Source organism: Arthrobacter sp. GMC3, assembly GCF_002929305.1.
GTDB lineage: Bacteria > Actinomycetota > Actinomycetes > Actinomycetales > Micrococcaceae > Specibacter.
Genome location: NZ_PJIO01000002.1, coordinates 304,061 through 325,124, shown reverse-complemented (window position 1 = coordinate 325,124; position 21,064 = coordinate 304,061). Strand labels below are relative to the sequence as shown.

At 59.9% G+C, this 21,064-nt stretch carries 40 protein-coding genes; 35 read left to right on the top strand and 5 right to left on the bottom strand.

Annotated features, from left to right (window positions below):
- The first annotated feature begins 45 nt into the window (after window positions 1-45).
- Window positions 46-672: a TetR/AcrR family transcriptional regulator gene (locus tag CXQ94_RS04965; RefSeq protein WP_104087095.1), complete on the top strand. Its 627-nt coding sequence runs from the start codon at window positions 46-48 to the stop codon at window positions 670-672.
- A gap of 3 nt (window positions 673-675) precedes the next feature.
- Here the strand turns inward: CXQ94_RS04965 and CXQ94_RS04960 are convergent, their stop codons facing one another.
- A complete protein-coding gene (locus CXQ94_RS04960; protein ID WP_104087094.1) occupies window positions 676-1,479 on the bottom strand; it encodes a LytR C-terminal domain-containing protein in 804 nt (267 codons plus the stop codon).
- Entirely contained in the window at window positions 1,472-1,771 is a 300-nt protein-coding gene (locus tag CXQ94_RS04955; RefSeq protein WP_104087093.1) for a type II toxin-antitoxin system VapB family antitoxin, read from the bottom strand. The genes CXQ94_RS04960 and CXQ94_RS04955 overlap by 8 nt, the downstream gene beginning before the upstream one ends.
- A 139-nt stretch (window positions 1,772-1,910) precedes the next feature.
- Between CXQ94_RS04955 and CXQ94_RS04950 the strand changes: the two genes are divergently transcribed.
- Window positions 1,911-2,810, top strand: coding sequence for a hypothetical protein (locus tag CXQ94_RS04950; RefSeq protein ID WP_104087092.1), 900 nt, complete (start codon window positions 1,911-1,913; stop codon window positions 2,808-2,810).
- Here the strand turns inward: CXQ94_RS04950 and CXQ94_RS04945 are convergent.
- From CXQ94_RS04945 to CXQ94_RS04935, 3 genes are all read right to left on the bottom strand, one after another.
- Complete coding sequence (locus CXQ94_RS04945; protein WP_219816982.1) at window positions 2,802-3,281, bottom strand: glutathione peroxidase; 480 nt, start codon at window positions 3,279-3,281, stop codon at window positions 2,802-2,804. The two genes, CXQ94_RS04950 and CXQ94_RS04945, sit on opposite strands and share 9 nt — an antisense overlap.
- Window positions 3,282-3,601: 320 nt before the next feature.
- Window positions 3,602-3,856 (bottom strand): helix-turn-helix transcriptional regulator, encoded by a 255-nt coding sequence (locus tag CXQ94_RS04940; RefSeq protein ID WP_181034077.1) that lies wholly within the window; start codon window positions 3,854-3,856, stop codon window positions 3,602-3,604.
- A 349-nt stretch (window positions 3,857-4,205) separates the two neighbouring features.
- Window positions 4,206-4,460, bottom strand: a complete 255-nt coding sequence (locus tag CXQ94_RS04935; RefSeq protein WP_104087090.1) for a helix-turn-helix transcriptional regulator — start codon at window positions 4,458-4,460, stop codon at window positions 4,206-4,208.
- Window positions 4,461-4,577: 117 nt separating this feature from the next.
- Between CXQ94_RS04935 and CXQ94_RS04930 the strand changes: the two genes are divergently transcribed.
- From CXQ94_RS04930 to CXQ94_RS04785, 33 genes are all read left to right on the top strand, one after another.
- Window positions 4,578-4,826, top strand: coding sequence for a helix-turn-helix transcriptional regulator (locus CXQ94_RS04930; RefSeq protein ID WP_104087089.1), 249 nt, complete (start codon window positions 4,578-4,580; stop codon window positions 4,824-4,826).
- A gap of 23 nt (window positions 4,827-4,849) precedes the next feature.
- Window positions 4,850-5,059: a helix-turn-helix domain-containing protein gene (locus tag CXQ94_RS04925; RefSeq protein WP_181034076.1), complete on the top strand. Its 210-nt coding sequence runs from the start codon at window positions 4,850-4,852 to the stop codon at window positions 5,057-5,059.
- 87 nt (window positions 5,060-5,146) lie between these two features.
- A complete protein-coding gene (locus CXQ94_RS04920; RefSeq protein WP_104087087.1) occupies window positions 5,147-5,398 on the top strand; it encodes a hypothetical protein in 252 nt (83 codons plus the stop codon).
- A 1,025-nt stretch (window positions 5,399-6,423) separates the two neighbouring features.
- Window positions 6,424-6,546 carry a hypothetical protein gene (locus CXQ94_RS23030; RefSeq protein ID WP_258066720.1) on the top strand — a complete coding sequence of 41 codons (123 nt, stop codon included), beginning with the start codon at window positions 6,424-6,426 and terminating at the stop codon, window positions 6,544-6,546.
- 40 nt (window positions 6,547-6,586) lie between these two features.
- A complete protein-coding gene (locus tag CXQ94_RS04910) occupies window positions 6,587-6,916 on the top strand; it encodes a hypothetical protein (RefSeq protein WP_104087085.1) in 330 nt (109 codons plus the stop codon).
- Between the two features lie 72 nt (window positions 6,917-6,988).
- Window positions 6,989-8,122: a DNA polymerase III subunit beta gene (locus CXQ94_RS04905; protein ID WP_104087084.1), complete on the top strand. Its 1,134-nt coding sequence runs from the start codon at window positions 6,989-6,991 to the stop codon at window positions 8,120-8,122.
- Window positions 8,119-8,394, top strand: coding sequence for a hypothetical protein (locus tag CXQ94_RS04900; protein ID WP_104087083.1), 276 nt, complete (start codon window positions 8,119-8,121; stop codon window positions 8,392-8,394). Before CXQ94_RS04905 ends, CXQ94_RS04900 begins: the two co-directional genes overlap by 4 nt.
- Window positions 8,391-8,579, top strand: a complete 189-nt coding sequence (locus tag CXQ94_RS04895; RefSeq protein ID WP_104087082.1) for a hypothetical protein — start codon at window positions 8,391-8,393, stop codon at window positions 8,577-8,579. Before CXQ94_RS04900 ends, CXQ94_RS04895 begins: the two co-directional genes overlap by 4 nt.
- Window positions 8,580-8,670: 91 nt before the next feature.
- Entirely contained in the window at window positions 8,671-8,973 is a 303-nt protein-coding gene (locus CXQ94_RS04890) for a hypothetical protein (protein ID WP_104087081.1), read from the top strand.
- Window positions 8,966-9,226, top strand: a complete 261-nt coding sequence (locus CXQ94_RS04885; protein WP_104087080.1) for a hypothetical protein — start codon at window positions 8,966-8,968, stop codon at window positions 9,224-9,226. The genes CXQ94_RS04890 and CXQ94_RS04885 overlap by 8 nt, the downstream gene beginning before the upstream one ends.
- Entirely contained in the window at window positions 9,219-9,383 is a 165-nt protein-coding gene (locus CXQ94_RS22470; protein ID WP_181034075.1) for a hypothetical protein, read from the top strand. The genes CXQ94_RS04885 and CXQ94_RS22470 overlap by 8 nt, the downstream gene beginning before the upstream one ends.
- Before the next feature lie 70 nt (window positions 9,384-9,453).
- Window positions 9,454-9,621, top strand: a complete 168-nt coding sequence (locus tag CXQ94_RS22465; protein ID WP_181034074.1) for a hypothetical protein — start codon at window positions 9,454-9,456, stop codon at window positions 9,619-9,621.
- Between the two features lies 1 nt (window position 9,622).
- The gene (locus CXQ94_RS04880) at window positions 9,623-10,840 is read left to right on the top strand and encodes an AAA family ATPase (RefSeq protein WP_181034073.1); all 1,218 of its coding nucleotides are present in this window, start codon (window positions 9,623-9,625) and stop codon (window positions 10,838-10,840) included.
- On the top strand, window positions 10,837-11,676 hold the full coding sequence (locus tag CXQ94_RS04875; RefSeq protein ID WP_258066719.1) for a lambda exonuclease family protein: 840 nt from the start codon (window positions 10,837-10,839) through the stop codon (window positions 11,674-11,676). The genes CXQ94_RS04880 and CXQ94_RS04875 overlap by 4 nt, the downstream gene beginning before the upstream one ends.
- Complete coding sequence (locus CXQ94_RS22460) at window positions 11,676-11,813, top strand: hypothetical protein (protein ID WP_181034072.1); 138 nt, start codon at window positions 11,676-11,678, stop codon at window positions 11,811-11,813. The genes CXQ94_RS04875 and CXQ94_RS22460 overlap by 1 nt, the downstream gene beginning before the upstream one ends.
- Window positions 11,813-12,358 (top strand): hypothetical protein, encoded by a 546-nt coding sequence (locus CXQ94_RS04870; protein WP_104087078.1) that lies wholly within the window; start codon window positions 11,813-11,815, stop codon window positions 12,356-12,358. Before CXQ94_RS22460 ends, CXQ94_RS04870 begins: the two co-directional genes overlap by 1 nt.
- On the top strand, window positions 12,358-12,855 hold the full coding sequence (locus tag CXQ94_RS04865; protein WP_104087077.1) for a single-stranded DNA-binding protein: 498 nt from the start codon (window positions 12,358-12,360) through the stop codon (window positions 12,853-12,855). Before CXQ94_RS04870 ends, CXQ94_RS04865 begins: the two co-directional genes overlap by 1 nt.
- A gap of 9 nt (window positions 12,856-12,864) precedes the next feature.
- On the top strand, window positions 12,865-13,518 hold the full coding sequence (locus CXQ94_RS04860; RefSeq protein WP_104087076.1) for an RNA ligase family protein: 654 nt from the start codon (window positions 12,865-12,867) through the stop codon (window positions 13,516-13,518).
- A gap of 69 nt (window positions 13,519-13,587) precedes the next feature.
- Window positions 13,588-13,827 carry a hypothetical protein gene (locus CXQ94_RS04855; RefSeq protein ID WP_104087075.1) on the top strand — a complete coding sequence of 80 codons (240 nt, stop codon included), beginning with the start codon at window positions 13,588-13,590 and terminating at the stop codon, window positions 13,825-13,827.
- A gap of 71 nt (window positions 13,828-13,898) precedes the next feature.
- Window positions 13,899-14,390 (top strand): hypothetical protein, encoded by a 492-nt coding sequence (locus CXQ94_RS04850; RefSeq protein ID WP_104087074.1) that lies wholly within the window; start codon window positions 13,899-13,901, stop codon window positions 14,388-14,390.
- 187 nt (window positions 14,391-14,577) lie between these two features.
- Window positions 14,578-14,907, top strand: a complete 330-nt coding sequence (locus CXQ94_RS04840) for a hypothetical protein (protein WP_219816981.1) — start codon at window positions 14,578-14,580, stop codon at window positions 14,905-14,907.
- Window positions 14,904-16,310 (top strand): DEAD/DEAH box helicase, encoded by a 1,407-nt coding sequence (locus CXQ94_RS04835; protein WP_104087071.1) that lies wholly within the window; start codon window positions 14,904-14,906, stop codon window positions 16,308-16,310. The genes CXQ94_RS04840 and CXQ94_RS04835 overlap by 4 nt, the downstream gene beginning before the upstream one ends.
- Window positions 16,286-17,260 (top strand): DNA methyltransferase, encoded by a 975-nt coding sequence (locus tag CXQ94_RS04830; protein WP_104087070.1) that lies wholly within the window; start codon window positions 16,286-16,288, stop codon window positions 17,258-17,260. The genes CXQ94_RS04835 and CXQ94_RS04830 overlap by 25 nt, the downstream gene beginning before the upstream one ends.
- Window positions 17,261-17,292: 32 nt before the next feature.
- On the top strand, window positions 17,293-17,640 hold the full coding sequence (locus CXQ94_RS04825; protein WP_104087069.1) for a hypothetical protein: 348 nt from the start codon (window positions 17,293-17,295) through the stop codon (window positions 17,638-17,640).
- A gap of 188 nt (window positions 17,641-17,828) precedes the next feature.
- On the top strand, window positions 17,829-18,263 hold the full coding sequence (locus tag CXQ94_RS04820) for a hypothetical protein (protein ID WP_146070229.1): 435 nt from the start codon (window positions 17,829-17,831) through the stop codon (window positions 18,261-18,263).
- Window positions 18,260-18,655 (top strand): hypothetical protein, encoded by a 396-nt coding sequence (locus CXQ94_RS04815; RefSeq protein WP_104087067.1) that lies wholly within the window; start codon window positions 18,260-18,262, stop codon window positions 18,653-18,655. Before CXQ94_RS04820 ends, CXQ94_RS04815 begins: the two co-directional genes overlap by 4 nt.
- On the top strand, window positions 18,652-18,801 hold the full coding sequence (locus tag CXQ94_RS22455) for a hypothetical protein (RefSeq protein WP_181034071.1): 150 nt from the start codon (window positions 18,652-18,654) through the stop codon (window positions 18,799-18,801). Before CXQ94_RS04815 ends, CXQ94_RS22455 begins: the two co-directional genes overlap by 4 nt.
- Window positions 18,798-19,049 carry a glutaredoxin domain-containing protein gene (locus tag CXQ94_RS04810; protein ID WP_104087066.1) on the top strand — a complete coding sequence of 84 codons (252 nt, stop codon included), beginning with the start codon at window positions 18,798-18,800 and terminating at the stop codon, window positions 19,047-19,049. The genes CXQ94_RS22455 and CXQ94_RS04810 overlap by 4 nt, the downstream gene beginning before the upstream one ends.
- Window positions 19,046-19,240, top strand: a complete 195-nt coding sequence (locus CXQ94_RS04805; RefSeq protein ID WP_104087065.1) for a hypothetical protein — start codon at window positions 19,046-19,048, stop codon at window positions 19,238-19,240. The genes CXQ94_RS04810 and CXQ94_RS04805 overlap by 4 nt, the downstream gene beginning before the upstream one ends.
- Window positions 19,237-19,701, top strand: coding sequence for a hypothetical protein (locus tag CXQ94_RS04800; RefSeq protein ID WP_104087064.1), 465 nt, complete (start codon window positions 19,237-19,239; stop codon window positions 19,699-19,701). Before CXQ94_RS04805 ends, CXQ94_RS04800 begins: the two co-directional genes overlap by 4 nt.
- Complete coding sequence (locus CXQ94_RS04795; protein WP_104087063.1) at window positions 19,698-19,988, top strand: hypothetical protein; 291 nt, start codon at window positions 19,698-19,700, stop codon at window positions 19,986-19,988. The genes CXQ94_RS04800 and CXQ94_RS04795 overlap by 4 nt, the downstream gene beginning before the upstream one ends.
- Window positions 19,985-20,200 (top strand): hypothetical protein, encoded by a 216-nt coding sequence (locus CXQ94_RS04790; RefSeq protein ID WP_104087062.1) that lies wholly within the window; start codon window positions 19,985-19,987, stop codon window positions 20,198-20,200. Before CXQ94_RS04795 ends, CXQ94_RS04790 begins: the two co-directional genes overlap by 4 nt.
- A gap of 286 nt (window positions 20,201-20,486) precedes the next feature.
- Entirely contained in the window at window positions 20,487-20,831 is a 345-nt protein-coding gene (locus CXQ94_RS04785; RefSeq protein WP_104087061.1) for a hypothetical protein, read from the top strand.
- The last annotated feature ends 233 nt before the right edge of the window (window positions 20,832-21,064 follow it).

Genomic DNA, 21,064 nt, shown 5'->3' with positions numbered 1-21,064 from the left:
GCGCCCCAAATACTTTTACTGACGAATTGACGCTAAAATGTCTATATGCCACGAATAGCCGCCCCCACGAACGCGGCCCAGCGCGAGCAGACGCAGCGCAAGATCCTCAATGCGTTCGGTGAACTTCTGTTCACCCACGGCCTGCCCGGGCTGACCATGACAGATGTTGCCAAGACTGCCGGCGTGGGCCGCACAGCCGTTTACAACTACTTTGCCGACCTTGAACAGCTCCTGGTTGCCTACGCCCTGGATGAAACCGGCCGTTTCGTCAGCGAGCTGAGGACCAAGCTGGAGGGGCTGGATAACCCCGTGGACCGGCTTTCGCTCTACGTCCGCGCCCAGCTGGAGGACCTCACCCGCCGCCACCTGCCACCGGGACCGGCCATGAGTTCGGTGCTTTCTAGTGATTCGTTCGCCAAACTTGGCGTCCATGTCGGTGAACTGAACCATCTGCTGGCCGACATTTTGCGCGACGGCATGGACCAGGGCTTCCTGCCCGCCTCCGACGTCGAAGGCCTGGTACAGCTAATCCACGGCTCGCTGACGGCCAGTGCGTCACGGGGACGTTCCACAACGCCCGACGAAGACCGTGTGGCCGCGGCCGTGCGTTTCATCCAGGCTGGTGTCGGCGCCGCCTTTGACGCCGACGGCAACCCTGTCACCATCAGCTGAGCGCTAGTTCGCCGGAACCGGTGGAACCGCCGGAGCGTCCGTAGCCGGCGGCACCGCTGAGGGGTCTGCCGGCGGGGGGCTCAACCTTGGGCAGGAGAGCGCTCCGGGGGCCTGATCGACCTTGTCCGCGTCCACAAGGCCCTTGTATTCCCCGGTCACAATGAAATCAACGCTCGCATCCTTGCGATCGTCTTCTACATACTCGGAGCCGGCAACATTGCGTTGCAGGCTGAACGCGCCTGCCAGCCCTGCGGGTCCGGAAACCACCACCGCCGGGGCCGTCTGCTTGGTGCTGCCATTCTCCACAGTCAGGATGTGGAAGCCACGCTTTTGAAGTTCTGCGGCCACCTGGCCGGCCATGCCTTCGGTGCTGCCAGCGTTGAAAACATGAACACTCACGGTGTCACTCTTGGGAATATCGAGGGTCCCGGCCGGGCACGTGACCACAGGGGTGGTTGGCTTGGGAAGCACAAGTTTGAACTCCAGCTCCCCTCGCTGAATCATCCCCGCAAGCACGACGCCGGCCACCAGCGCCGCGGTCAACAACACCAAGGTGACTCCGTGGGTGACGCGGCGGCGCACGGTTCCCGGCGTGTACTCGGGGCTATCCGGCTCCGGAAACGCTTGCGCCAAGCCGTCGGCGTCAACAATGTGGTGCCCGTGTATGAACTGCACATCCTTGGATCGCTTACGCTCATGGCGTTGATCAAAGGCGCGGTCCTTCGCCTGGCGCTTGGCCTCTCGGGCGGCCCTGCGCGCCTGCCGGGCCGTTAGCAGGACATCATCGTCCGCAGGTCCTTCAGTCATCAATCACCAACACTCGAGCATGAAGGATGGTGCGCTGATGCAAGGCCGTGCGCACTGCTCTGTGCAGGCCGTCTTCCAAGTAAAGCGTCCCGCGCCACTGGACCACGTGGGGAAACAAGTCCCCAAAAAAGGTGGAGTCCTCCGCCAAGAGCGCCTCCAGATCCAGCTGGGCCTTGGTGGTCACCAACTCGGCCAGGCGTACTTGGCGCGGTGGAACGGCAGCCCAGTCCTTGGGCGTCACGTATCCATGGTCCGGGTAAGGGCGTTTGTCGCCGACTGCTTTGAAGATCACCCCTACAGACTAGGGACAACATGACCGGTTGGGAACTGTCCGGCGGGCGAGCCGCCTGGTGTGTTGCCAAAAGGTTACCGTTGGCCCGGTTCTGCCTCGGGTATTGGGCTCCGGGTGCCAAGACTGGGATCATGGGAACATGACGATCCAAACACCGCCGCTGGCCCTCTTGCTTGATGTGGACGGCCCCATTGCCAGTCCGGTTACCCGAAATGTTGCGCCTTCGATCATTGCCGATCTGAATTCCTTGGTGGCGGCTGGCATTCCCGTGGTGTTCAATACCGGGCGTTCGGACACGTTCATTGCAGAACAAGTCATGGCACCCATGATTTCCGCAGGCCTGCCAAGTGGCGCCGTAGTTCACGCCATCTGCGAAAAGGGTGCCGTCTGGTTCAGTTTCACCGCCGACGGGCCCAGTACTATCCATGTGGACAAAGATTTGGCCGTGCCCGCCAGCTATGGCGAGCAGGTCCGTTCGCTTGTCGCCGCAAGCTACGCCGATCACATGTTCTTTGACGAGACCAAGAGGGCCATGGTGTCGGTGGAACAGCACGTCACCGTGGAAAACGCCGACTACCTGATCGAGCAGCAAGACTTTGACGCGGACGCCATGAAACTGCTCCTCTCCCATGGTTTGGGCGCTGTTCGCCTGGAACACGCCAGCCCCGATGAGGCAGGCAACATCGACTTCCGTGTGGACCCCACCATTATTTCCACCGACATTGAATCCATCCGCCTAGGCAAGGATTTGGGCGCCAGCCGGGCAGTGGAACTCCTGGCGGCACAGGGCATTGTGCCCGCGGCCTGGCGCACCATGGGTGATTCGCGCACCGACTATGCGATGGCCGACTGGCTGCACCATCACGACCACGTGGTCAAGCATGTGGACGTTCGCCCGGCCGACGGCGTGCCCGCCAAACCGTATGCGGTGCTGACTTCCGCCGACCTTGGCTTGGGCGAAGATGTTATCCATGACGACGCCGGAGCGGCGTTCCTGCGTGCCTGGCTCGACGCTGTCACGGATGCCCGGCTAGTTTAGTGCTGCTTCCAGGGCCGCCAGAAGCTCCTCCGAGTCCGGCGTAACGGCAGAGGGGAACCGGGCCACCATGACGCCGTCGGCGTTGACCAGGAACTTCTCAAAGTTCCACTTGACGGGCGCGGCACCGCCATCGGTCAGTTGCGCGAAGAGTGGGTGCGCTTCGTCTCCATTAACATCCGCCTTGGCCGCCAGGGGGAAAGTGACGCCGAAGTTCTTACGGCAAAACTCGGCGATATCTGCGTCCGTTCCCGGCTCCTGCCCGCCAAACTGGTTACAGGGCATGCCAAGAATTTCCACTCCGCGATCGCGGTACTTTTCGTGAAGCGCTTCAAGGGCGTCGTACTGCGGGGTGAAACCGCACTCCGAGGCCACATTGACCACCAGCACGGCCCTGGCGGCCAGTCCGGCAAGCGTTGTGGTGGTGCCGTCATTGAGGGCAATGGGAATGGTGTTGAGGTTCTGAGTAATCACAGTGCGATTCTAGACCCCGGGCCACCGGATTGGCCGGGCAAAACAAAAGCGGCTCCGAACAGCATTTCTGCAATTCGAAGCCGCTTTGTTGCTGGCGGAGGATGGGGGATTTGAACCCCCTCGGAGTTCCGTGTCATATGAACGAAATTGGCGTAATCTAGATGGATTCCAACCAGCGCGCCCGTGCTAAAAACAGCCCATTTCCGCGCAATTTGTTGACGGCGTCAACACGCCAACAAGGTTTCAGAACAAAAATAGCCGCTCACCTGAAATCTCTGGCGAGTGGCATTCCCTGCGTCCCAACCGGCAACGGTGGCGATTCATTCCCCCATGGACCCAATGGCCCCCGCAAGGAATGACGGCAGGTTTTCCCCGAGCGCCTTGCAGATCGCCTCGATGTCATTGAGGGTGAGTGAAGCCTCGTTCCGCAATCGCTTTCCAAGGTAATTCCTCGACAGCCCTGCGGCGGCCGCCAACCTGGATACGCTAATCCGCTCGTCGTCCATGATCATCTGCACCTTAGCGGAGATGGCGCGGGCTAATTGTCCGGCTTCCGGCTGTCTTCCTGAGGGCATGGCCATGATCGTATGTGTCGGTTTGGAGCCACCTTTTGACCGGCTCGCACTTGCCCCATATGGGGCATAATTAAAGCGGCCAAGCCATGATCCGCGTGGCTTGGCTTTCGACTTACTAGCGACTGTCGGACGATGGGCGTAAAGTCGTATCTACTCGTACAAATATTCTAAAGATGGGGATCTTCACTTGAACTTTGACAGCATAATCGCACTGGCATGCGATACTCCCGACTCGGATTTGCGTGCCGCATGGGGTACCAGCCTCGCCGCAACCCTGAGCCGGAAAACAGGAGAGCGCCCCATGACCGTTCGGGAGGCCGGGGCGCTTGCTGAATTGCACGGTATGAAGCTATTGGACGTTCTCTCCATCTAGCCGTCGCTGTGCGCGGGTCGCAAGCTCGATATAGGTCAGACCGAGCGAGCTTGCGATTTCCGCGAATGCGGGCAGTGGAACGTCCCGATCGCCACTCAAGTAGCGAGCCAGGGTGCTGGTCGGAATGCCCGAGGCTTTCGCAAGGTTTGGCTGCTTCCAGTCCCGCGCCGCCATTTCGGCCTTGATCTGCGTAACCATGGCTGCCTGTATGTCGTTTCCGTATGTTCCCATGCCATCTACTTTAACTGCCCATTTTGCGATGTGCAACCCAGAACGGGGATTTGGCTACCCAAACGGGAGCGAACAAGGCGCTTGACTTAATCCCCAAACGGGGATTACGCTCTCCATATGGAAAACATCACGGATGTAATTACATCGACAACTAACACCAATATCCTCGTTGGGATCGTCCGTCAGAACGTCAGCAAGAACGCTCTTGCTCGTGCTTCCGGAATCCCACTCACAACATTCTCCCGCAAGATCAACGGCCATGGTGACTTCACTCTCCGAGAGCTTGGAGACATCGCAGCAGCGCTTGGAATGACGCTGGCAGACATCCTTCCAGTGGGCCTAATCTCCACCCAGAGTGCGGCGTAGCCATGGAAGCCGATGAACCTCTCATGACAACAACAGAACTCGCCGCCAAACTGAACGTCTCACTAGACACCGTCTATCGGATGTGCAAGTCAGGCAAATGGCCAGCCGCCAAGCTGGGCCGCATCTACCGCTTTACCGAAGAAAACTACCAGGCGATCATCGCACCGCCCGCAGCGCCGCAGAAACCGCGCACTCAGCGCAAGAACATCGAGCGACTTCTCCGCTCCGCCTAACCGGCCACCTCGCCCACTCGGGCACCCCACCCCACCTAAGACCGTCGTCTGACGGCAAGCCAACTGGCTGCAATAAGGAGAGACCTCATGCCCAAATTCGTTGAGCTCAAGAAAATGATTCAGAAGATGCACGCCGATTTCGGGCGTCCGATTAGTTCCCGTGAGGCGCACAGCATTGCACGGCACGCGCTGATGTCGGAGTTCGCCGATCAGTTCCACAAGGCGGCCGAGAAGTACTTCCGCGATTCGTCAGACGTCACTGGCGAGACGGCTACGGACAACGTATTGATTCAGTTCTTCATTAAGTACGGCTCTATCAAAGGGCTGGTGGCGGCGTGAGCATCGACATGGTGAAACAAGACCTTACCGATGCAAGGGCTAGTGATGAGGCTGACGCGATTTTCAAGTCCGCCTATGCAGCCGGGTATACGTTGCAGGAGCTTGGGGATCTCGTCGGGTTCACTCGCGAGTACATTCGCCAACGTGCAGCCCGCCCGGTCCCCGTGCGGCTTATGCGAAACTACCCGCCCGCACCACGAGTCCAGCGCAAGGCTGCTGAGCGCAAATCCAAGAGACTGCGCGTAACCCGAATACTTGGACTGCGAGTTACGTCCCCAGCGCTTGATATTCCCGTGGCTGTTCTAAATGAACTAGCAGCCCTACATGAGCAGGTTACTACGGTGCGCGGCTGGACCCCACTGGACGCCCCGGCCCGGAATACTATCAAGCCTTACGGTGACTTGCTGTTCAGGATCGTAACGGAGTATGAAGTTCCGCAGACGCATCTGGAGCGACTTATCGGCCTAAAAGGTGCGGCTCTGACGGTTTACCTCAGAAATCACGGATACCTCAGGCAGCATCCCTCGCAGAAGTCCTATCAGGGCGTCACGCTCGCTGGCATAAGGAAGGCCAGTGGCCCGAAGCTAGTCCCCGGCGCTCAGTGCAATCGTGGCCATGACCTCACGGAAGCCAATATCGGGTTCCAGAAAGACGGGCGACTGTGTAAGACGTGCCGCAGCGAGGCGGCCAAGCGTAGGTATCAAGAGCGAGTGGCGGCCAAGGATGACACGGAGGTATCAGCGTGACGTACCGAGAGCTTGATGCGCTGAGGAAGTCCTACCGAAAAACAGCCCGCCAGTACTCACGTGCGATAGCTGCCAACAGAATGTTCCACGCCTAAGAAATTTGGGAATGCCTGCTCCGGCTGGAACCAAGGATTGCACTCCTCGACCGTCAGCTTAGGAGCACCACATGAAGCGCCTCTTCGCCCACCTCTTCCCACCTCACCGTTACCACCACCGAACCAGCGGCCCGGTCATCATCAGCCCTGACCGCGCCGAGGTCGTGCATGTGTGGGGTGAGCGGTGAGCGTCATGTGCACCGTCCTCGCCGCCGTCATCATCACCGTCGCCGCGCTAACCATCCTCGCCACCCTCGCGTGGGCGCTGATCCACGGCGCCGAGATCATCCGCCGCAACCACAAGTAACCCAGCCGCCTGCATGGGCGGCTTATCTATAGGAGAAGCAATGAGTGAAGCAGCAACCACCGAGACCCGCACCGAGTACGGCATCCGTAAGCCCAACGGTGACATCCAGTGGGACAGGCAAGGACGATACCTTGACGTGGACATCAAGGGCGCAGCGCTGGGCATCAAGACGTACGACGGCCGCAAGACTCGATACGTCGAAGACGGGCGCGGAGCCATGGAAGCAGCCATGCGCGACAAGGCCAAGGCTGTTGGCGTCGTGCAGGAAGATTTCGTGCGAGGTCACGAGTATGTTTCCCAAGACATTGTCACGATCACCATGGCCCCGGTCATCGTCGCAGCGCCAGCCGGGCCGACCGCTCAGTTCTAGCCCACCCCAAAAAGTAAGGCGCCCACCATGCCCGGTGAGCGCCTTTTTCGTACCCAAATCTAGGAGTAACTAATGAGCAGTCTACAAGTAATCACGGCGCCGGCGAAGGAATGGATCGCGGCGCTGAACAGGTTGACCCCGGCGACCATCGGCAAGAAGGCAGTCCCTATCTTGGGCATGGTCCGGATCGATCCGGTTGTGCCGTCACTGTTTGCTGTCGGCAATACCGGAACGGCTGAGGCGGACCTGATATCCGATCCAGGCACGGGTGATCCATTCCTAGTCAGCTACGCATGGCTGCGGAGTGCGATCACTTCCACGACTGGCCGCGACCGGAGCGCGGACGTGAAGGTCGCTCTCGACGCCAAGCAGGTAACTGTCGAGGCTCTGGGCTACAAGCTCAGGGTCGAGACGGCGCCTATCTCCGAATTCCCTGAGCAGGTAACGCACCACGTATTCGAGTCACACATTGCGGTTGATGCGGAGGCGCTGCGTACTGCATTGGGTCGGGCGCTGGTTGCTGCGTCTACTGATGACACCCTGCCAACTATTAGCTCAGTGCGCTTCAAGTCCAGCCCGGAAGGCTTGACGCTCTGGTCCACTGACCGTTACCGGCTGACGTCCGGCTTCGTTCCCGGTCATGGGTACGGCAGTGAGTCGTTTACGGTCCCACTCTCCATGCTCAAGCACATGGCCAAGCAGGTCAAAAAGGGCAGCGTGCATGTGGACTTGGCGAAGGTTGGCAACGTCGTCTTTAGGCTGCCGAATGCAACGTACACGGCGGCTGGCATTGAGGCGGACTATCCCAAGCTTGGGGAACTGTTCGAGATCACCCCCACCACCGTCATGGATGTTGACCGGGTGCAGCTGCTCGAAGCCGCCAAAGTTGCCCATCACATGTCGGAGCGGAACACGCCCGCGTACTTGACCATCAGCGAGGCGGGCGTTCTGACCAGCTTCAACGATGGAGTGTTCGGGCCTGATAGCGCACCACTCGCCAAGGGAACGCTTACTGGCGAGCCCGTTCGACTTGCGTTCAACAGCTTCTACTTCTTGGGGCTGATGAACAGCTTCAAAGGTGAGAAGGTTCGCATCTATGGCGGCAGTCCGGGCAAGAAGTGGCACTTCATTGACGGCGGCGCGGACACGAAGGACGCGACCCTGTACCGGCATATTCTCATGCCAGTCAGGATGCCGCACCAATGAGCGGCCCCGCAGCGCTTGAGGATCTGGACTGGCCAGCCGACGCGCTCAACTGGCTTGAGGCCTACGCGTGGTCTGGCTTGGACTTCACGGCCGATGATCTCCGCAAGTCTGTGCGCCCGGCCCCGCACGGCAACATGGTCGGCGGCGTTTTCCAGGCGGCCCGGAAGCTCGGCATTATCCGGCCAATCGGCTTTACCGAATCCAATACCCCGTCCCGCAAACACTCGGTCATCCGAGTGTGGCGCGGCGTCAACGAAGGAGTGACGTCATGACCCCGAAGCCTAAGCCGCCGCCCCTCTCGCCCGAGTCTTTGCTCCAGGTGCGGCAAATCTTGACTGCCGAGAAACGTGTCCGGGCCCGCGCTTTGGAGCTTGGCCGTCCTGCTGCGGAGATCGTGGCCGCTTGTGACCGCGCTATTGCCAGCATCCTCGAAACCTACCCGGAGGCGACCCAGTGAACGCGATCTTCTACCTTCTCGTGGCTGCGTCTCTCGTGGGCCCATGGATTCCGTACTACGCCCGCAAAGAACGAGACAGCAAGGAGGGGCTGTGAAAGCACTTGCGCTGACTATCTATCCGAAGCTGCAATACCCGCGCTCCGGTCACGAGATCATGCCGTACCGCGAGCGGAAGCTTAGGGAGAACATGCTCCGGAAGGCCAAGCGCCTCACCGACGCTGAACTCGCCGCCGAGTACTACAAGGCGCGGGCGGCTTACGAGAAAACCAAGTTCAACGAACTCTCATCCGGCGATGACTTCACGGATGAGCGATGGGCAATGGTCGAGGAGCCGCTAAACATCATCCACCGTTTCGCCACCCTTCCCCACTACGACGAGGAATCCAATGTCTGACGAACCACTGTACGAACTGACTGCATCCCGTCGCGGCCTCACTGAGGTGCGCGGGCGTCTTGTGGAGAGCATCGCCCGCCTTGAGGTGCTGCCGAAGATCCCAGCGGACTTCCGCTCACTCATTGGCAGTTACAAGCGCGTGTCTGACGAGTCGGTGCGCCGCAATGAAGTCCAGATCCGCGCCGGCTTCCTCGATTACGTCTACCACCCCGAACTCTGGGTGCCTGCAAAGAAAGAGGAATCCAATGTCTGACCTGGTTGAACTGCCGACCCCGCACACTGATCCGAAAGCCCAGGATCGGTACCGGCGTGAACGTGTGGCCCTCGCTACTGACTCTGCCCTCGCCGCCCAACTCGTTGACCGGCAAGAGGGCGCGGACACGATCAAGCGGGCGCTGGGCATCGCATGACCTGCAACCACCGCGACCGGGCATGCACAGGCTGCGCCCGTGACTGGATCGACCGACTGAGGGGTAAGTGATGGATGACTTTTGCGACACGGTCACCTTTCGCGGCTCGCTTGAGGAGCCGCCCGAGTACTGCGAGAACGAACCGATCGAAGGCACCGACAAGTGCCGCCACCACATCGACGACAGGGACTGGGACGCAATCCGCGACTCAGCCAACGAACAAGCAATGGAGAACTGACATGAGCACGAAAATTACCAAGGCGACCCTGACCAACTTCCAGAAGGTTAGCTTTGCCGAGATTGTCCCATCCGGAAACTTGATTGTCCTGGCGGGCAAGAATGAGTCCGGCAAGACCTCGACGCTGGACGGCTTGCAGGCGGCAATTTGCGGCCACAACAGTCGCGACATCAAGCGGCCTATCAGGGACGGGCACGGCAAGGGCGCCATTGAGATCGAGCTGTCGGATGGTTCGACACTGTTGCGCGGTTACACGCCGTCCGGGTCAACACTCAAGGGCAAGGACGCGGCCGGCGTGAAGTTCGGCCAGTCAGACATTGACAGCCGACTCAGCAGCTTGGGCATTGACGGGCGCAAGTTCATCAGCCTGGGCGCCAAGGAACAGCTGGCCGCGCTACTGTCCATCGTGGATCTGCCGTTCGTTCCAGCCGAGTTGGATGCTCAGCGTAAGAAGATCGAAGTAGCGCGGTTGCTGGTTGGCCAGCAGGGCAAGGCAATCGGTGACGTCGCCGTGGATCCGAGCCTGCCGCTTGAGGAAACTAGCGCGGGCGATCTCATCGCCGCGATACGGGCCGCTGAGGACGCCAAGCGTGCAGTGTTGGCGGCCGAGGCTGCGGCCCGGAACGCTGCCGGGAACGTGAGTGACATAAAGACCAAGATCGCCGCGCTGACCGCCGATCTGGCAACCTGGGAAGCCGAGATGAAAGAAAGTTCCGCAGCACTGGACGCCACCGAGCGCCCAGCAGATCCGGCGCCACTCGAAGCTCAGTTGGCTGGCGTCGAGGAAACCAACGCGACCATCCGTGCCAACAACGCGGCGATCCAGCAGGCCAAGCGTAAGGACAGTCTGCGCGACGAGTACGCCGCGCTGACGGCCGACATTGAGGCCATCGACAAGCGCAAGAAGGACGGCCTCGCCGCAGCTGTCATGCCGATTGAGGGGCTGGACTTTGACGATGAAGGCGTGCTGTACCAAGGCGTCCCATTCAGCCGAGCATCCGGCGCCAAGCAGCTGATCGTTTCCGCCGCCATGATCATGGCCACCAACCCTGAGCTCCGCGTGATTGTCATCCGCGACGGCAACGTGCTCGACATGGACAACCTGGCGCTGTTGGACGCCATGGCCGAGGCGACCAACTTCCAAGTGTTCATCGAGATCGTGGCCCCGACCGCCGACACCCACGAATACTTCTTCACAGATGGGGAGCTGAACAAATGATGATCAAGACAGGTGCGCGGGCGGTGACTCCGAAAGTGGAGACGCCGCCCGTCGTTGTATCCAAGCCCAAGGTCGCCCGGCCCGCACCCACCGCCCCTGACCCGTTCGACTCGCCAAGTTATGCAGACATGCCTAAGTACGTGCCGCCCGCCCGGAAGTCTGAGCTGCTTCTCTTCGAAGATCTTGAGCAGGGCAGTCCGGAATGGTTGGATGCACGTGCCGGGATTGTTACGGCGTCCGTCGTTCATCTTCTACTGACTGCAGCGCTCAAGGTTGCTGACAATAAGACCTCGCAAGGACTAACCGCGACACTGGCTGCCGAGCGGATTACTGGCCATGTCGAACCGATGGCGACTTCACGGGACATGGAGCGCGGCACCCTCGATGAGCCGTATGCCAGGGATGAGTACAGCAAGCGTCATGCGCCGGCAGTTGAACTTGGCTTTATGGTGCGTGACTTTGGCGCCTACAAGATCGGCTATTCACCGGATGGGCTGGTGGGTGACAACGGTCTGATTGAGATCAAGTCCAGGAAGCAGCGGATCCAGTTGGGCACGTTCATTGATGACGACGTTCCGGCCGAGAATCTTGCGCAGATCCAGACAGGGCTTCTCGTCTCTGGGCGTGAGTGGCTGGACTATGTGTCTTATTCGGGCGGCATGCCTCTGTATGTGAAGCGCGTCTACCCGTCGAACGCATGGTTCGACGTCATCCACCAAGCCGCCGCTGCACTGGAAGTCAACGCTGCGGACATGCTCGACAAATACCTTGCGGCGACCGAGGGCAACCCGCCCACGGAACGCATTGATCACTGGGAAGAACAGGAGATTTTCTGATGAACGAATTTGGAGAGACGCCGAGCATCTACGTATGGCCCAAGGACCATGAAGAAGGCGAACCGTACCCCTCGGACTTTTACGAGCGGCTATCCCGCGCTCTTGCCGCCGAGGGAATTGCATGGGAGAACATCTGATGGACATTTCAGAGACGTTGGCACCCAAGAGTGACCAACAAAACTTCGATGACTACTTGACTGGCTCGCGCACCGTGACGATCACGGCGGTGCATGTTGTGCAGGGAGAGCAGCCGGTGGTTGTTGAGTTGGCCGAGTATCCAGGCCGACCGTTCAAGCCGAACAAGTCGATGCGGCGTGTGCTGGCTAAGGCGTGGGGCCCTGACTCTGATGTTTGGGTTGGTCGCGGACTTACCTTGTTCGGCAATCCGTCTGTGAGTTACGGCGGTAAGGCTGTCGGTGGCATCGAGATCGCGGCCATGAGTCACATTGAGAAGCCGCTGAGCCTGCCTCTGACGGTTCGACGCGGTCAGAAGTCAGCATTCACCGTTCAGCCACTCGCCGCACCTGTACAGCGCAACTGGCTTGCGGAGGCGGACAAGCTCACTGGAAACGTTGACGAACTTCGGGCACTCTACGCCGACGCCCAACGCAACGGCGCCGACCAACAACTACTCGGCTACATCCAAGCAGCAGCAACCACGCCCACAGAAGGAGCCGAGTAATGGCGGACGTTATTTTCTTCGGCAACCTGGGCGCCGATTCCGAGATCCGGTACACGCCCAGCGGTTCGCCGGTCCTGAAATTCCGCATTGCTGATTCGAAGTCGAAGAAGGACGGCAATGGCGGGTTTACGAAGATTGCTGAGAACTGGTTCAGCGTCGAGATGTGGGGCTCGATGGCTGAGTTCCTGTCCGACAAGCTGCTTTCCGGTGTGCGCGTCAAGGTCTACGGCGAGTTCTACCAGCGCGCCTATGAAGGCAAGAACGGGCCGGGCATCTCGCTGGATGTGAAGGCGTCCGCCATTGAGGTGCTGACCAGTAAGCGTGACCGGCCGCTCGGTGACAGTCCAAACGCTAGCTACGGCAACCAGCAACATCCTGCCGGTCAGCCGCAGAACAGTGGCTGGGGAGGCTCGCAACCCGCCCCAAACGCGCAGACCGGCAACAACCTGCCGCCTACCGATCCGTGGGCGACACCAACTTCACAAGCACCCTTCTAAGGAGAACCAATGATCGAGTTCAAAGAATGGCCCAAGACCCCGCGCCTGTTGCGGAACATCACCATCACCGAGAAGATCGACGGCACCAACGCCGCCATCGGAATCTTGCCCATCAAGGACGTCTACCACTCCGTACCGGCCGATCTTCCATGGCCGGGGCTGGAAGACATCACCGTCCTTGAAGGCAGCGTGTTCGCCAAGGTTGCGCATGATGGAGCGATCTTCGGCGTCTACGCCCAGTCCCGAACACGTCTGATCCGACCCGGCAAGGACACCGACAACTACGGGTTCGCCAGTTGGGTGGGACGCAACGCCGCCGAGCTGGTGCGCCTACTGGGTGAGGGCCTGCACTACGGCGAGTGGTGGGGAAGCGGTATCCAGCGCAAATACGGCATGGCCGAGAAGCATTTCAGCCTGTTCAATACCGACCGGTTCAAGGACCTCGAAACGACGCTGAACATCGGCATTGTTCCAGTGCTGTACCGCGGCCCCAATGACACGGCTGCAATTGCCAAGGCGCTTGAGTACCTGCGCGTCGAAGGCTCCGAGGCTGCACCTGGATTCATGAACCCGGAAGGTATCTGCGTCTACTCGCAAGCATCCCGCACAGTCTCCAAGGTCACTCTCGACCACAACGACGCAGGCAAGTGGGAAGCCGCCTAACCTGCACCAAGCACCACCAACCTAAGCGCCCACCGAGGCGCTTTTTTCATGCCCGAAAGAAGGAACGTAATGCCTGAAACGTACATCAAAGCCGAGATTATCCAGCCGCGTTGGACTGGCGACAAGTGGGTCTCAACGCTTCTGTCCGGCGCGTTGTCCATCGCGTTCGTGACGCTGATCGTGTGGTGGTTCTTCGCTGCATGGTTCCCGGCACTAGGGCTCACGTTCTGGCAGTTGGTGTTGCCGGTTTACGCGGCCCGACTGCTGTTCAGTGGATCGAAGTTCATACCCCGGCAACTCGCCAAGTAACCCACCACCCCACCCCCAGCCCTGTGCAGCCTCACCGCTGCACAGGGCGCACCCATTCTTAGGAGACTTTCATGAGCGACTACCAGCTAGGCCAGCGCGTCGAGATCAGCGGGACTGTGGAGAAGGTCAAGGAATACCCGCGAACCTTCTACAAAGAATCCGCATTGCCATACCGCGAGAACTACCCGAACCGCAAAACCTTCACGGAGGGAGTCATTATTGGCTCCCGAACCATCCAAGACGGACTCACCGAACGTCAAGACGAATGGGGATCCTACTTCACACCCACCCAAGGAACCGCCCGCCGCGTCTGGCTCGTCGCCTACGACCTCCGCATGAGGCCCGTAACCTGCCTCGACCACCAAGTTGAAGCTGTTGATGTCGGGCCGACCGTTACAGTTCCAGCGCCGCATATCCAGCATCCCGGCTTCCACACGCAAGGCCACTTCATGCGATCCGCCGCCCGCAACATCAAGAATGACCACCCAGTCGGCGGCTACGGCGTGACCAGCGCCGTGATCAAGCTACTCAACGACACCGCCGACGCGATGGAAGCCCAGTGACCGCGGATCTTTGCTGCCACGCATGCCGGGGAGCGTTGGGCTTGTGTTCGGACAAGGCGTGTTTCCACCACATCGAGAGGCAAGCCGCTGAGGACCGTGACGACCGCAGCCTGCGCCTGTTCCTGGACCCGACCGCACGCCAAGCCATCAACAACATCACCCGCCGCCGTACACGTGGGCGGCGGAGGTGAGCGGGTATGTGCACGGTCAGACTCGTCCAACTCGGCCCGCCGTTGGCATGTCCGCCGCAGAGATCAGGACCGAAGCAAAACGAGTCCGGGCCATTGCCCGCGAAGTCCGACAAATCGGCAACGCAAAAATCCAATGGTTCAACGCACAAGACGACCTCGAACTAGCCCGCGCACACGTCTCAACCTGGCAAGACCGCATCAACGAAGCCGAACGTATCCGGCAACAAGCCATCGAGCACTACCACTACACGCCCGAAGAATGCCGGGCCCGACTACTCGCCGCCACGAATGAAATCGGCGGCAGCAAAGGAAGGAGGTCGCAATGACACTCACACTTGAATCTCCGGCAACATCCTACGAACAATTCCTTGCGGCGAAGGCCCAGAACCTTGACGATGCAGGATTCACGCCAACGGACTTGCCGGCGCACCTTTACGACTTCCAGCACCTGCTTGTGGATTGGGCTGTTCGCAAGGGCCGCGCCGCACTGTTTGCTGACTGCGGCATGGGAAAGACTCCCATGGAGCTTGCCTACGCTGACCAGGTATTCCGCAAAACCGGCAAGCCAGTGCTTCTGCTGACGCCGCTGGCCGTTGGATTTCAGGTGGTGCAGGAGGCCGAGAAGTTTGGACACGACGCCGCAATGTCTCGTACCGGCAAGCCGACGGCGCCAATCACCGTTACGAACTACGAGCAGCTTGGGAAGTTTGACACCAACGACTTCGGCGGCGTGATCTGCGATGAGTCGAGCGCCATCAAATCGTTCGAAGGTACGACGCGGGCGCAGGTAACCGAGTTCATGCGCACCCACGCATTCCGACTACTCGGCACAGCCACAGCCGCACCAAATGACTACATCGAGTTGGGCACATCCGCAGAAGCTCTCGGATCACTCGGCCACATGGACATGCTCACGAGATTCTTTACCAACAAGCAGCGCACGCAATCTTCCCGCGGCCGCGGCACCCAAGGCGACAGTGTGCAATGGCGCTTGAAGGGCCACGCGGAAGAACCGTTTTGGCGGTGGGTTTCGTCCTGGGCACGTGCCATTCGGCACCCGTCAGACTACGGATTCCCGGACGATCGGTTCGTGCTGCCGGAACTGATCGAGCGCGAACATGTCATGGCCGCCCGTGTGCCCGATCCTGACTCACTGTTTGACATGCCAGCGCATGGACTTCGGGAAGAACGAGCCGAGTCGCGCCGCACCTTGGAGCAGCGCTGCGAGACAGCAGCAACCAAACTGGCCGCCGTTGAGTCGGGTGTGGCATGGTGCCACCTCAACGACGAGTCATCACTTCTGACCAGGCTCATTGACGGCGCCGTGGAAGTGGCCGGCTCAGACTCGCCCGACGCGAAAGAGGAAAAGCTCGCAGCGTTCAGCCGCGGCGAAATCCGGGTACTCGTCACCAAGCCATCCATTGGCGCATGGGGATTGAACTGGCAGCACTGCAACAACATGACCTACTTCCCCTCCCACAGCTACGAGCAGTACTACCAATCGGTTCGCCGCTCATGGCGATTCGGTCAGACAAAGCCGGTCACCGTAGACCTAATCACCACCGAGGGCGGTAAGAACGTCCTGAAGAACCTGCGCCGCAAGGCCGGCCAGGCCGACGAAATGTTCAGCCAGCTAGTCACTCACATGAACCACGCAATCGCGGTAGACCCGCACACCTACGACAAAGAATTGGAGCTCCCGCCATGGCTGGTGTCCTCGACCAAGTAATCACTGACAAGTACGCGATCTACAACGCCGATTCCATGGACCTCATGCGGTCCATGCCGGATGAGTCGATCCATGCATCGATCTACTCACCACCATTCTCCGGGCTCTACCACTACTCGTCCAGTGACCGCGACGTGTCCAACGCCCGCAATCCGGAAGAATTTGCCGACCACTACCGCATGTTCATTGACGAGATCTTCCGCATCACCAAGCCCGGGCGCATGTCCGCGGTCCACGCCGCCCCGATCCCGTCATCGAACAGCGGCAAAGACTCCATGCGCGACTTCCCCGGCGACGTGATCCGCTGGCACGAGGCCGCTGGCTGGGAGTGGGTTTCCCGACATGTGATCTGGAAGGAGCCGCTAGCCGTCCGACTGCGCACCATGGCCAAGAACCTCGCTCACCAGACCATCGTGCAGGACGCCAAGTGGGCCGGCGTGGCCGCGGCGGATGAACTGCTAATCTTCCGCAAGCCAGGTGACGAACTGCCAGTGCAGCACCCCACTGGACTGCACGACTACGCAGGCAGTGAGACAGTGCCGAGCGAACTGGACCGGTACCGATACTGGGACGGCAAGCAGACCGGAAACCGCTACTCCCAATGGATCTGGCGCCGGTACGCATCAAGCATCTGGGACGACATTCGCATTGACAATGTCCTGCCCTTCCGAGACGCAAAAGACCCCGACGACGAGAAGCACGTGCACCCGCTACAACTCGATGTAATCGCACGGTTCGTCCAGCTGCGCACCATGCCCGGTGAAACCGTATTCACCCCATTCATGGGCGTTGGCTCCGAGGTCTATCAGTCCGTGCGCGAAGGCCGCATTGGCATTGGCTGCGAACTGAAGCCGAGCTACTTTGTCCAGGCCACTCGCAACATGGCAGCAGTCGAAGAAGAAGCTGGCGACGCCGGCCAGGTGGTGCTCGATATTGGCTCACTGGAATGACCGCCAAGTCGGGCCTGAAAGGAGGCTGACACGTGGCGTGGTTCAACGCTGACGACAAGATGCACTCGCATCCGAAGTCCAGGATTGCTGGGCTTGAGGCGATGGGTTTGTGGCTTCTCGCTGGCACATATTGCACCGACTATTTGACCGATGGTGAGGTGCCGGAATGGTTCGTGGAGTCATGGCCGAGAGGTAAGCAGCTTGCCGGGAAACTGGTCAAGTCTGGACTCTGGGAAGTTACCGAGGACGGCTGGAAATTCCTTTCGTGGGCTGAGTATCAGCGTACAAAGAAGCAAGTTCTGGCCGCGAAGGAGAAGGCCGCAGAACGCAAAGCGAAATTCGTTTCTGACAAGAAGAAACCGGACACGGAACGCATGTAGAACGGCGTTCCAAAAGCGTTCCGAACGCCGTTCCTCAAATCGTCCAAGACCAAGACCAAGACCAAGTACTTAAAAGAGACTCCCAGCGTGGATCAGTTTTAAAGAAGTTGGGGAAAAGAATTCAATCAATCGTCGCCTTCTGTAACGCACGCGACCGCGACATTTGATTGAAAGATTTGGAGGAAATTTTGATCACTGAAATGCAGGCCCGGATCCTGGCGGCGTTGCTGAATGAGATCCGGCCACGCTGGGCTGTCGGTTCCATGCTGAAGATCTTGGAGAAGCAGCATCAGCATCCGGCCAAGTTCGCGGACATCGCACTGGCCGCTCTCACAGCCGCCCGTGACCCGTCAGTGGAAACACCCGGCCTGTTCTTCAACGACACCCGGTTCTGGCCGGACGACGTGAAGGCAAAGCTACCCAAGCCGCCTGACTGCGCCGACCACATCGGCCAGGACATGTACACCTGCCGCAGTTGCAAAGCTGATGTCCTCTGCGGCGACCGACCAGAGAACATGATTGGCCGGCACTACGAACCACCGCCAAGCATCTACGACCAACTAACCGAATCACTCGAAGCCGTCCCAACTGGGGCGGCTTTTCCATTGGAGGAAACACCATGAAGCACCCCAAGAAGTCCATCATCGCCACCGCACTGGCTGCAACACTCCTAGTGGCTGGTTGTAGCTCTGATGCCAAGACCGCATCAGACAACCTGTCCAAGGCCGCGGACCAGTTCGAGGTTCAGCGCAAGATCGTCGGCATCAACACGCGAACCGGCGATTACCTGTTCTACGTCGAGGGTCGCTGCTCCATCGAACGTGCCGGCGACCTGATCGTGACGTGCAAGCAAGGCCCGAACGAATACCGCAAGCACTACATCGGGCAAGCAACCGACGTCGCCTGGGTGTCTACGCAGATGGAAGCCATCGACGTGAGCGTCTATCACACCCGCGTCGTCATCAAACCAGAAGGCCTCATCCCCGCGATTGATCTGCAAGGCGGCAAGCAGTGAGCGCCCGCGTATCCAGCCCTGCCCCGCGGCGCTTCAACGCGTGGTGCGACAACTGCGCGGAAGGCGTCAACACCAACAGCAAGCTCAAGGCCGACAAATGGGCCTACTCGCACAACCTCGAAAACCACCTAAGGAAAGCTTCATGACCCACCCCGCCACTGCCGTCTACACCAAATCGAATTGCCCGGGTTGTGCCCGCACGAAGAAGGAACTCGATCTGCGAGGCGTCACGTACACGGAGATCGACCTTGAAGCCGACCCGAAAGCGCTCGAGTACGTCCAGTCACTCGGACACCAAGCAGCACCCGTCGTCGCACTCGAAGACGGCACCAGTTGGGCGTCACTACGCCCCGACCTGATCAACGAACACTTCGGAAAGAGGCCCGCAGCATGAGCAAGTTCAAAGTAGGCGATCACGTGCGCGTCACTACCGACGCCGGGGTCACGAAGAGCTACTTCGATGTCGTTGGCATGGTTGATGATTTGCGGTCCGATCAAGGGCATGGCGTCGGCGTGCACTTCGAGGCACTGGCACCGCTCTGGTTCGCGGAACACGAACTCGTACTTGCCGAGGCCACACGGTGACCCCGCAGGAGACGCGCCCATTAACCACCAGCGCAACAGGAGGGGCTGAGCGGGTTGGTGGTGGTCAGGAGGTCAACGGGGCCGTTAGCGGGCCGCACAGGCTCGCGCAGTTCACCATCAACGCACCCGCCGACTGGATCAACCTCAACCAGCGACTGCACTGGGCCAAGAAAGCCGAACTCACCAGGCAATGGCGACTCGCTGCACACGTCGCAGCGAACAGGGCCGGCGTTCACCAAGGATTCACCAAAGTCCACGTCACCGCGTACATCACCAAGCCAACACGGCGCGCATTCGACGTACACAACCTTGTGCCCACTCTCAAGGCTGTGATCGACGGGCTAGTTGACTACGGCCTTGTTGAAGACGACTCCACCAAGTACCTGACGGGGCCAGACATGCGAGTCAGTGAAGAAACCGGCCCCGCATCCATCACCCTCACCATCAAGGAGATCCAATGAGCAACCCAACATCGGAAGCCATCGAATCCGCCAAGACCGCCGTGAAGGAACTTGCGGCGGCCTGCGGGCAGAAGCCAAGCGCCCACGACTACCAAGTGATGCTCGCCGCGCTGACCGCTGCCACCCCGTTCATCGCCGCCCAAGCTAAAGCCGAGGCGTGGGACGAAGGCGCCGAGGCGCTGACCGATCACTGGGCAAGCGCTCAGTACTCCCCAAACGCCAATGGGCCTGCTGATCCTCCCGGAAACCCCTACCGTGCCGCAACCATCGAAGGGAAAAGCGAATGAGCAAGCAGGAGGACACCGCAGCTAAGGCGCTACTCAAGTCCATGGGCGAGAACCCACGTCGGCTAGTTCCAGGTTCACTCAGCGTTGAAGGCCGGGCGGTTGATTGGACCGACAGCTGCAACAACAAGGGCACATGCCTGCATGCACGATACGGCAACGCGAGCATGGACGCACTCGACGCCTACTTTGGCGCGCTGGACGTGACCCCGTGACGGCCCCGGACATGGAAGGAATCCTAGAAGTCGAGGATTGTCTCGATGCCACCTGAGCGGTCTGCGTACTGAGTGAAGGACTCACCCTTCCAGCCGCAACTTATGTCGGCGCAAACGTACTGATAGTTCCGCGAGTGGGTGGCAACTATGTGGCTTCGATCAGAAACCCATCGTGACGAACTTGCGCTCAGGAAATCGGAATCACACACGGGACACGTATCAGGTTTCTTAGTCATAGTCAACAACTCTATCAGAAGTCACATTTTTACCACCGAAAGGAAGCGCCATGAACACGCTAGACGAAATGGCAGCACGAACCGACGCAGCAACTCCGGGCCCATGGCGGGCACTCGGCACAGGAAGCGCAGGCGGTGACCACTGGTACATCTGCGACGACAGGGAAGCCATTGCCAGCATCTCCTGCCAGGACGGCATCAACGAGGAACAGCGCCAGCCCGATGCCGAGTTCATTGCCCACGCCCGGGACGACGTGCCGAAGCTGGTCAAGGCCATCCGTTTGATCGAGCAGTACTGCACCATCGCCGAGACAGACATAAACGGCCACCAACGCGAACCCCTTATGATCCACCCCAACGTCATTCGTGGCGCGATCCGGGAGGCGCTGGGATGAGCGTCCTTATGAATCCTGACTGCCTCGACGGCAAGCACCGGGCATGTTCCGGCGACGGTTGGTGCGAGGAAACCGACCATGCAGTGCCGTGCCCGTGCGAGTGCCATCAGCCCAAGGAGTGCTACCCAGGCTGTCCGCACCCGCCCTGCGTGGACATCCGGGCCGCGAGACCAGAACCACCCGTGCCATTGGCGTATCTGGGCTGCTGCTCATCCATCGTCAAACTCACCAGA

Excerpts from the sequence above, each read along its gene's own strand:
- CXQ94_RS04965 (WP_104087095.1), top strand. The coding sequence starts at position 46 with ATGCCACGAATAGCCGCCCCCACGAACGCGGCCCAGCGCGAGCAGACG.
- CXQ94_RS04960 (WP_104087094.1), bottom strand. The coding sequence starts at position 1,479 with ATGACTGAAGGACCTGCGGACGATGATGTCCTGCTAACGGCCCGGCAG.
- CXQ94_RS04950 (WP_104087092.1), top strand. The coding sequence starts at position 1,911 with ATGACGATCCAAACACCGCCGCTGGCCCTCTTGCTTGATGTGGACGGC.
- CXQ94_RS04940 (WP_181034077.1), bottom strand. The coding sequence starts at position 3,856 with ATGCCCTCAGGAAGACAGCCGGAAGCCGGACAATTAGCCCGCGCCATC.
- CXQ94_RS04935 (WP_104087090.1), bottom strand. The coding sequence starts at position 4,460 with ATGGGAACATACGGAAACGACATACAGGCAGCCATGGTTACGCAGATC.
- CXQ94_RS04930 (WP_104087089.1), top strand. The coding sequence starts at position 4,578 with ATGGAAAACATCACGGATGTAATTACATCGACAACTAACACCAATATC.
- CXQ94_RS04925 (WP_181034076.1), top strand. The coding sequence starts at position 4,850 with ATGACAACAACAGAACTCGCCGCCAAACTGAACGTCTCACTAGACACC.
- CXQ94_RS04920 (WP_104087087.1), top strand. The coding sequence starts at position 5,147 with ATGCCCAAATTCGTTGAGCTCAAGAAAATGATTCAGAAGATGCACGCC.
- CXQ94_RS04910 (WP_104087085.1), top strand. The coding sequence starts at position 6,587 with ATGAGTGAAGCAGCAACCACCGAGACCCGCACCGAGTACGGCATCCGT.
- CXQ94_RS04905 (WP_104087084.1), top strand. The coding sequence starts at position 6,989 with ATGAGCAGTCTACAAGTAATCACGGCGCCGGCGAAGGAATGGATCGCG.
- CXQ94_RS04900 (WP_104087083.1), top strand. The coding sequence starts at position 8,119 with ATGAGCGGCCCCGCAGCGCTTGAGGATCTGGACTGGCCAGCCGACGCG.
- CXQ94_RS04895 (WP_104087082.1), top strand. The coding sequence starts at position 8,391 with ATGACCCCGAAGCCTAAGCCGCCGCCCCTCTCGCCCGAGTCTTTGCTC.
- CXQ94_RS04885 (WP_104087080.1), top strand. The coding sequence starts at position 8,966 with ATGTCTGACGAACCACTGTACGAACTGACTGCATCCCGTCGCGGCCTC.
- CXQ94_RS22470 (WP_181034075.1), top strand. The coding sequence starts at position 9,219 with ATGTCTGACCTGGTTGAACTGCCGACCCCGCACACTGATCCGAAAGCC.
- CXQ94_RS22465 (WP_181034074.1), top strand. The coding sequence starts at position 9,454 with ATGGATGACTTTTGCGACACGGTCACCTTTCGCGGCTCGCTTGAGGAG.
- CXQ94_RS04880 (WP_181034073.1), top strand. The coding sequence starts at position 9,623 with ATGAGCACGAAAATTACCAAGGCGACCCTGACCAACTTCCAGAAGGTT.
- CXQ94_RS04875 (WP_258066719.1), top strand. The coding sequence starts at position 10,837 with ATGATGATCAAGACAGGTGCGCGGGCGGTGACTCCGAAAGTGGAGACG.
- CXQ94_RS22460 (WP_181034072.1), top strand. The coding sequence starts at position 11,676 with ATGAACGAATTTGGAGAGACGCCGAGCATCTACGTATGGCCCAAGGAC.
- CXQ94_RS04870 (WP_104087078.1), top strand. The coding sequence starts at position 11,813 with ATGGACATTTCAGAGACGTTGGCACCCAAGAGTGACCAACAAAACTTC.
- CXQ94_RS04865 (WP_104087077.1), top strand. The coding sequence starts at position 12,358 with ATGGCGGACGTTATTTTCTTCGGCAACCTGGGCGCCGATTCCGAGATC.
- CXQ94_RS04860 (WP_104087076.1), top strand. The coding sequence starts at position 12,865 with ATGATCGAGTTCAAAGAATGGCCCAAGACCCCGCGCCTGTTGCGGAAC.
- CXQ94_RS04855 (WP_104087075.1), top strand. The coding sequence starts at position 13,588 with ATGCCTGAAACGTACATCAAAGCCGAGATTATCCAGCCGCGTTGGACT.
- CXQ94_RS04850 (WP_104087074.1), top strand. The coding sequence starts at position 13,899 with ATGAGCGACTACCAGCTAGGCCAGCGCGTCGAGATCAGCGGGACTGTG.
- CXQ94_RS04835 (WP_104087071.1), top strand. The coding sequence starts at position 14,904 with ATGACACTCACACTTGAATCTCCGGCAACATCCTACGAACAATTCCTT.
- CXQ94_RS04830 (WP_104087070.1), top strand. The coding sequence starts at position 16,286 with ATGGCTGGTGTCCTCGACCAAGTAATCACTGACAAGTACGCGATCTAC.
- CXQ94_RS04815 (WP_104087067.1), top strand. The coding sequence starts at position 18,260 with ATGAAGCACCCCAAGAAGTCCATCATCGCCACCGCACTGGCTGCAACA.
- CXQ94_RS04810 (WP_104087066.1), top strand. The coding sequence starts at position 18,798 with ATGACCCACCCCGCCACTGCCGTCTACACCAAATCGAATTGCCCGGGT.
- CXQ94_RS04805 (WP_104087065.1), top strand. The coding sequence starts at position 19,046 with ATGAGCAAGTTCAAAGTAGGCGATCACGTGCGCGTCACTACCGACGCC.
- CXQ94_RS04795 (WP_104087063.1), top strand. The coding sequence starts at position 19,698 with ATGAGCAACCCAACATCGGAAGCCATCGAATCCGCCAAGACCGCCGTG.
- CXQ94_RS04790 (WP_104087062.1), top strand. The coding sequence starts at position 19,985 with ATGAGCAAGCAGGAGGACACCGCAGCTAAGGCGCTACTCAAGTCCATG.
- CXQ94_RS04785 (WP_104087061.1), top strand. The coding sequence starts at position 20,487 with ATGAACACGCTAGACGAAATGGCAGCACGAACCGACGCAGCAACTCCG.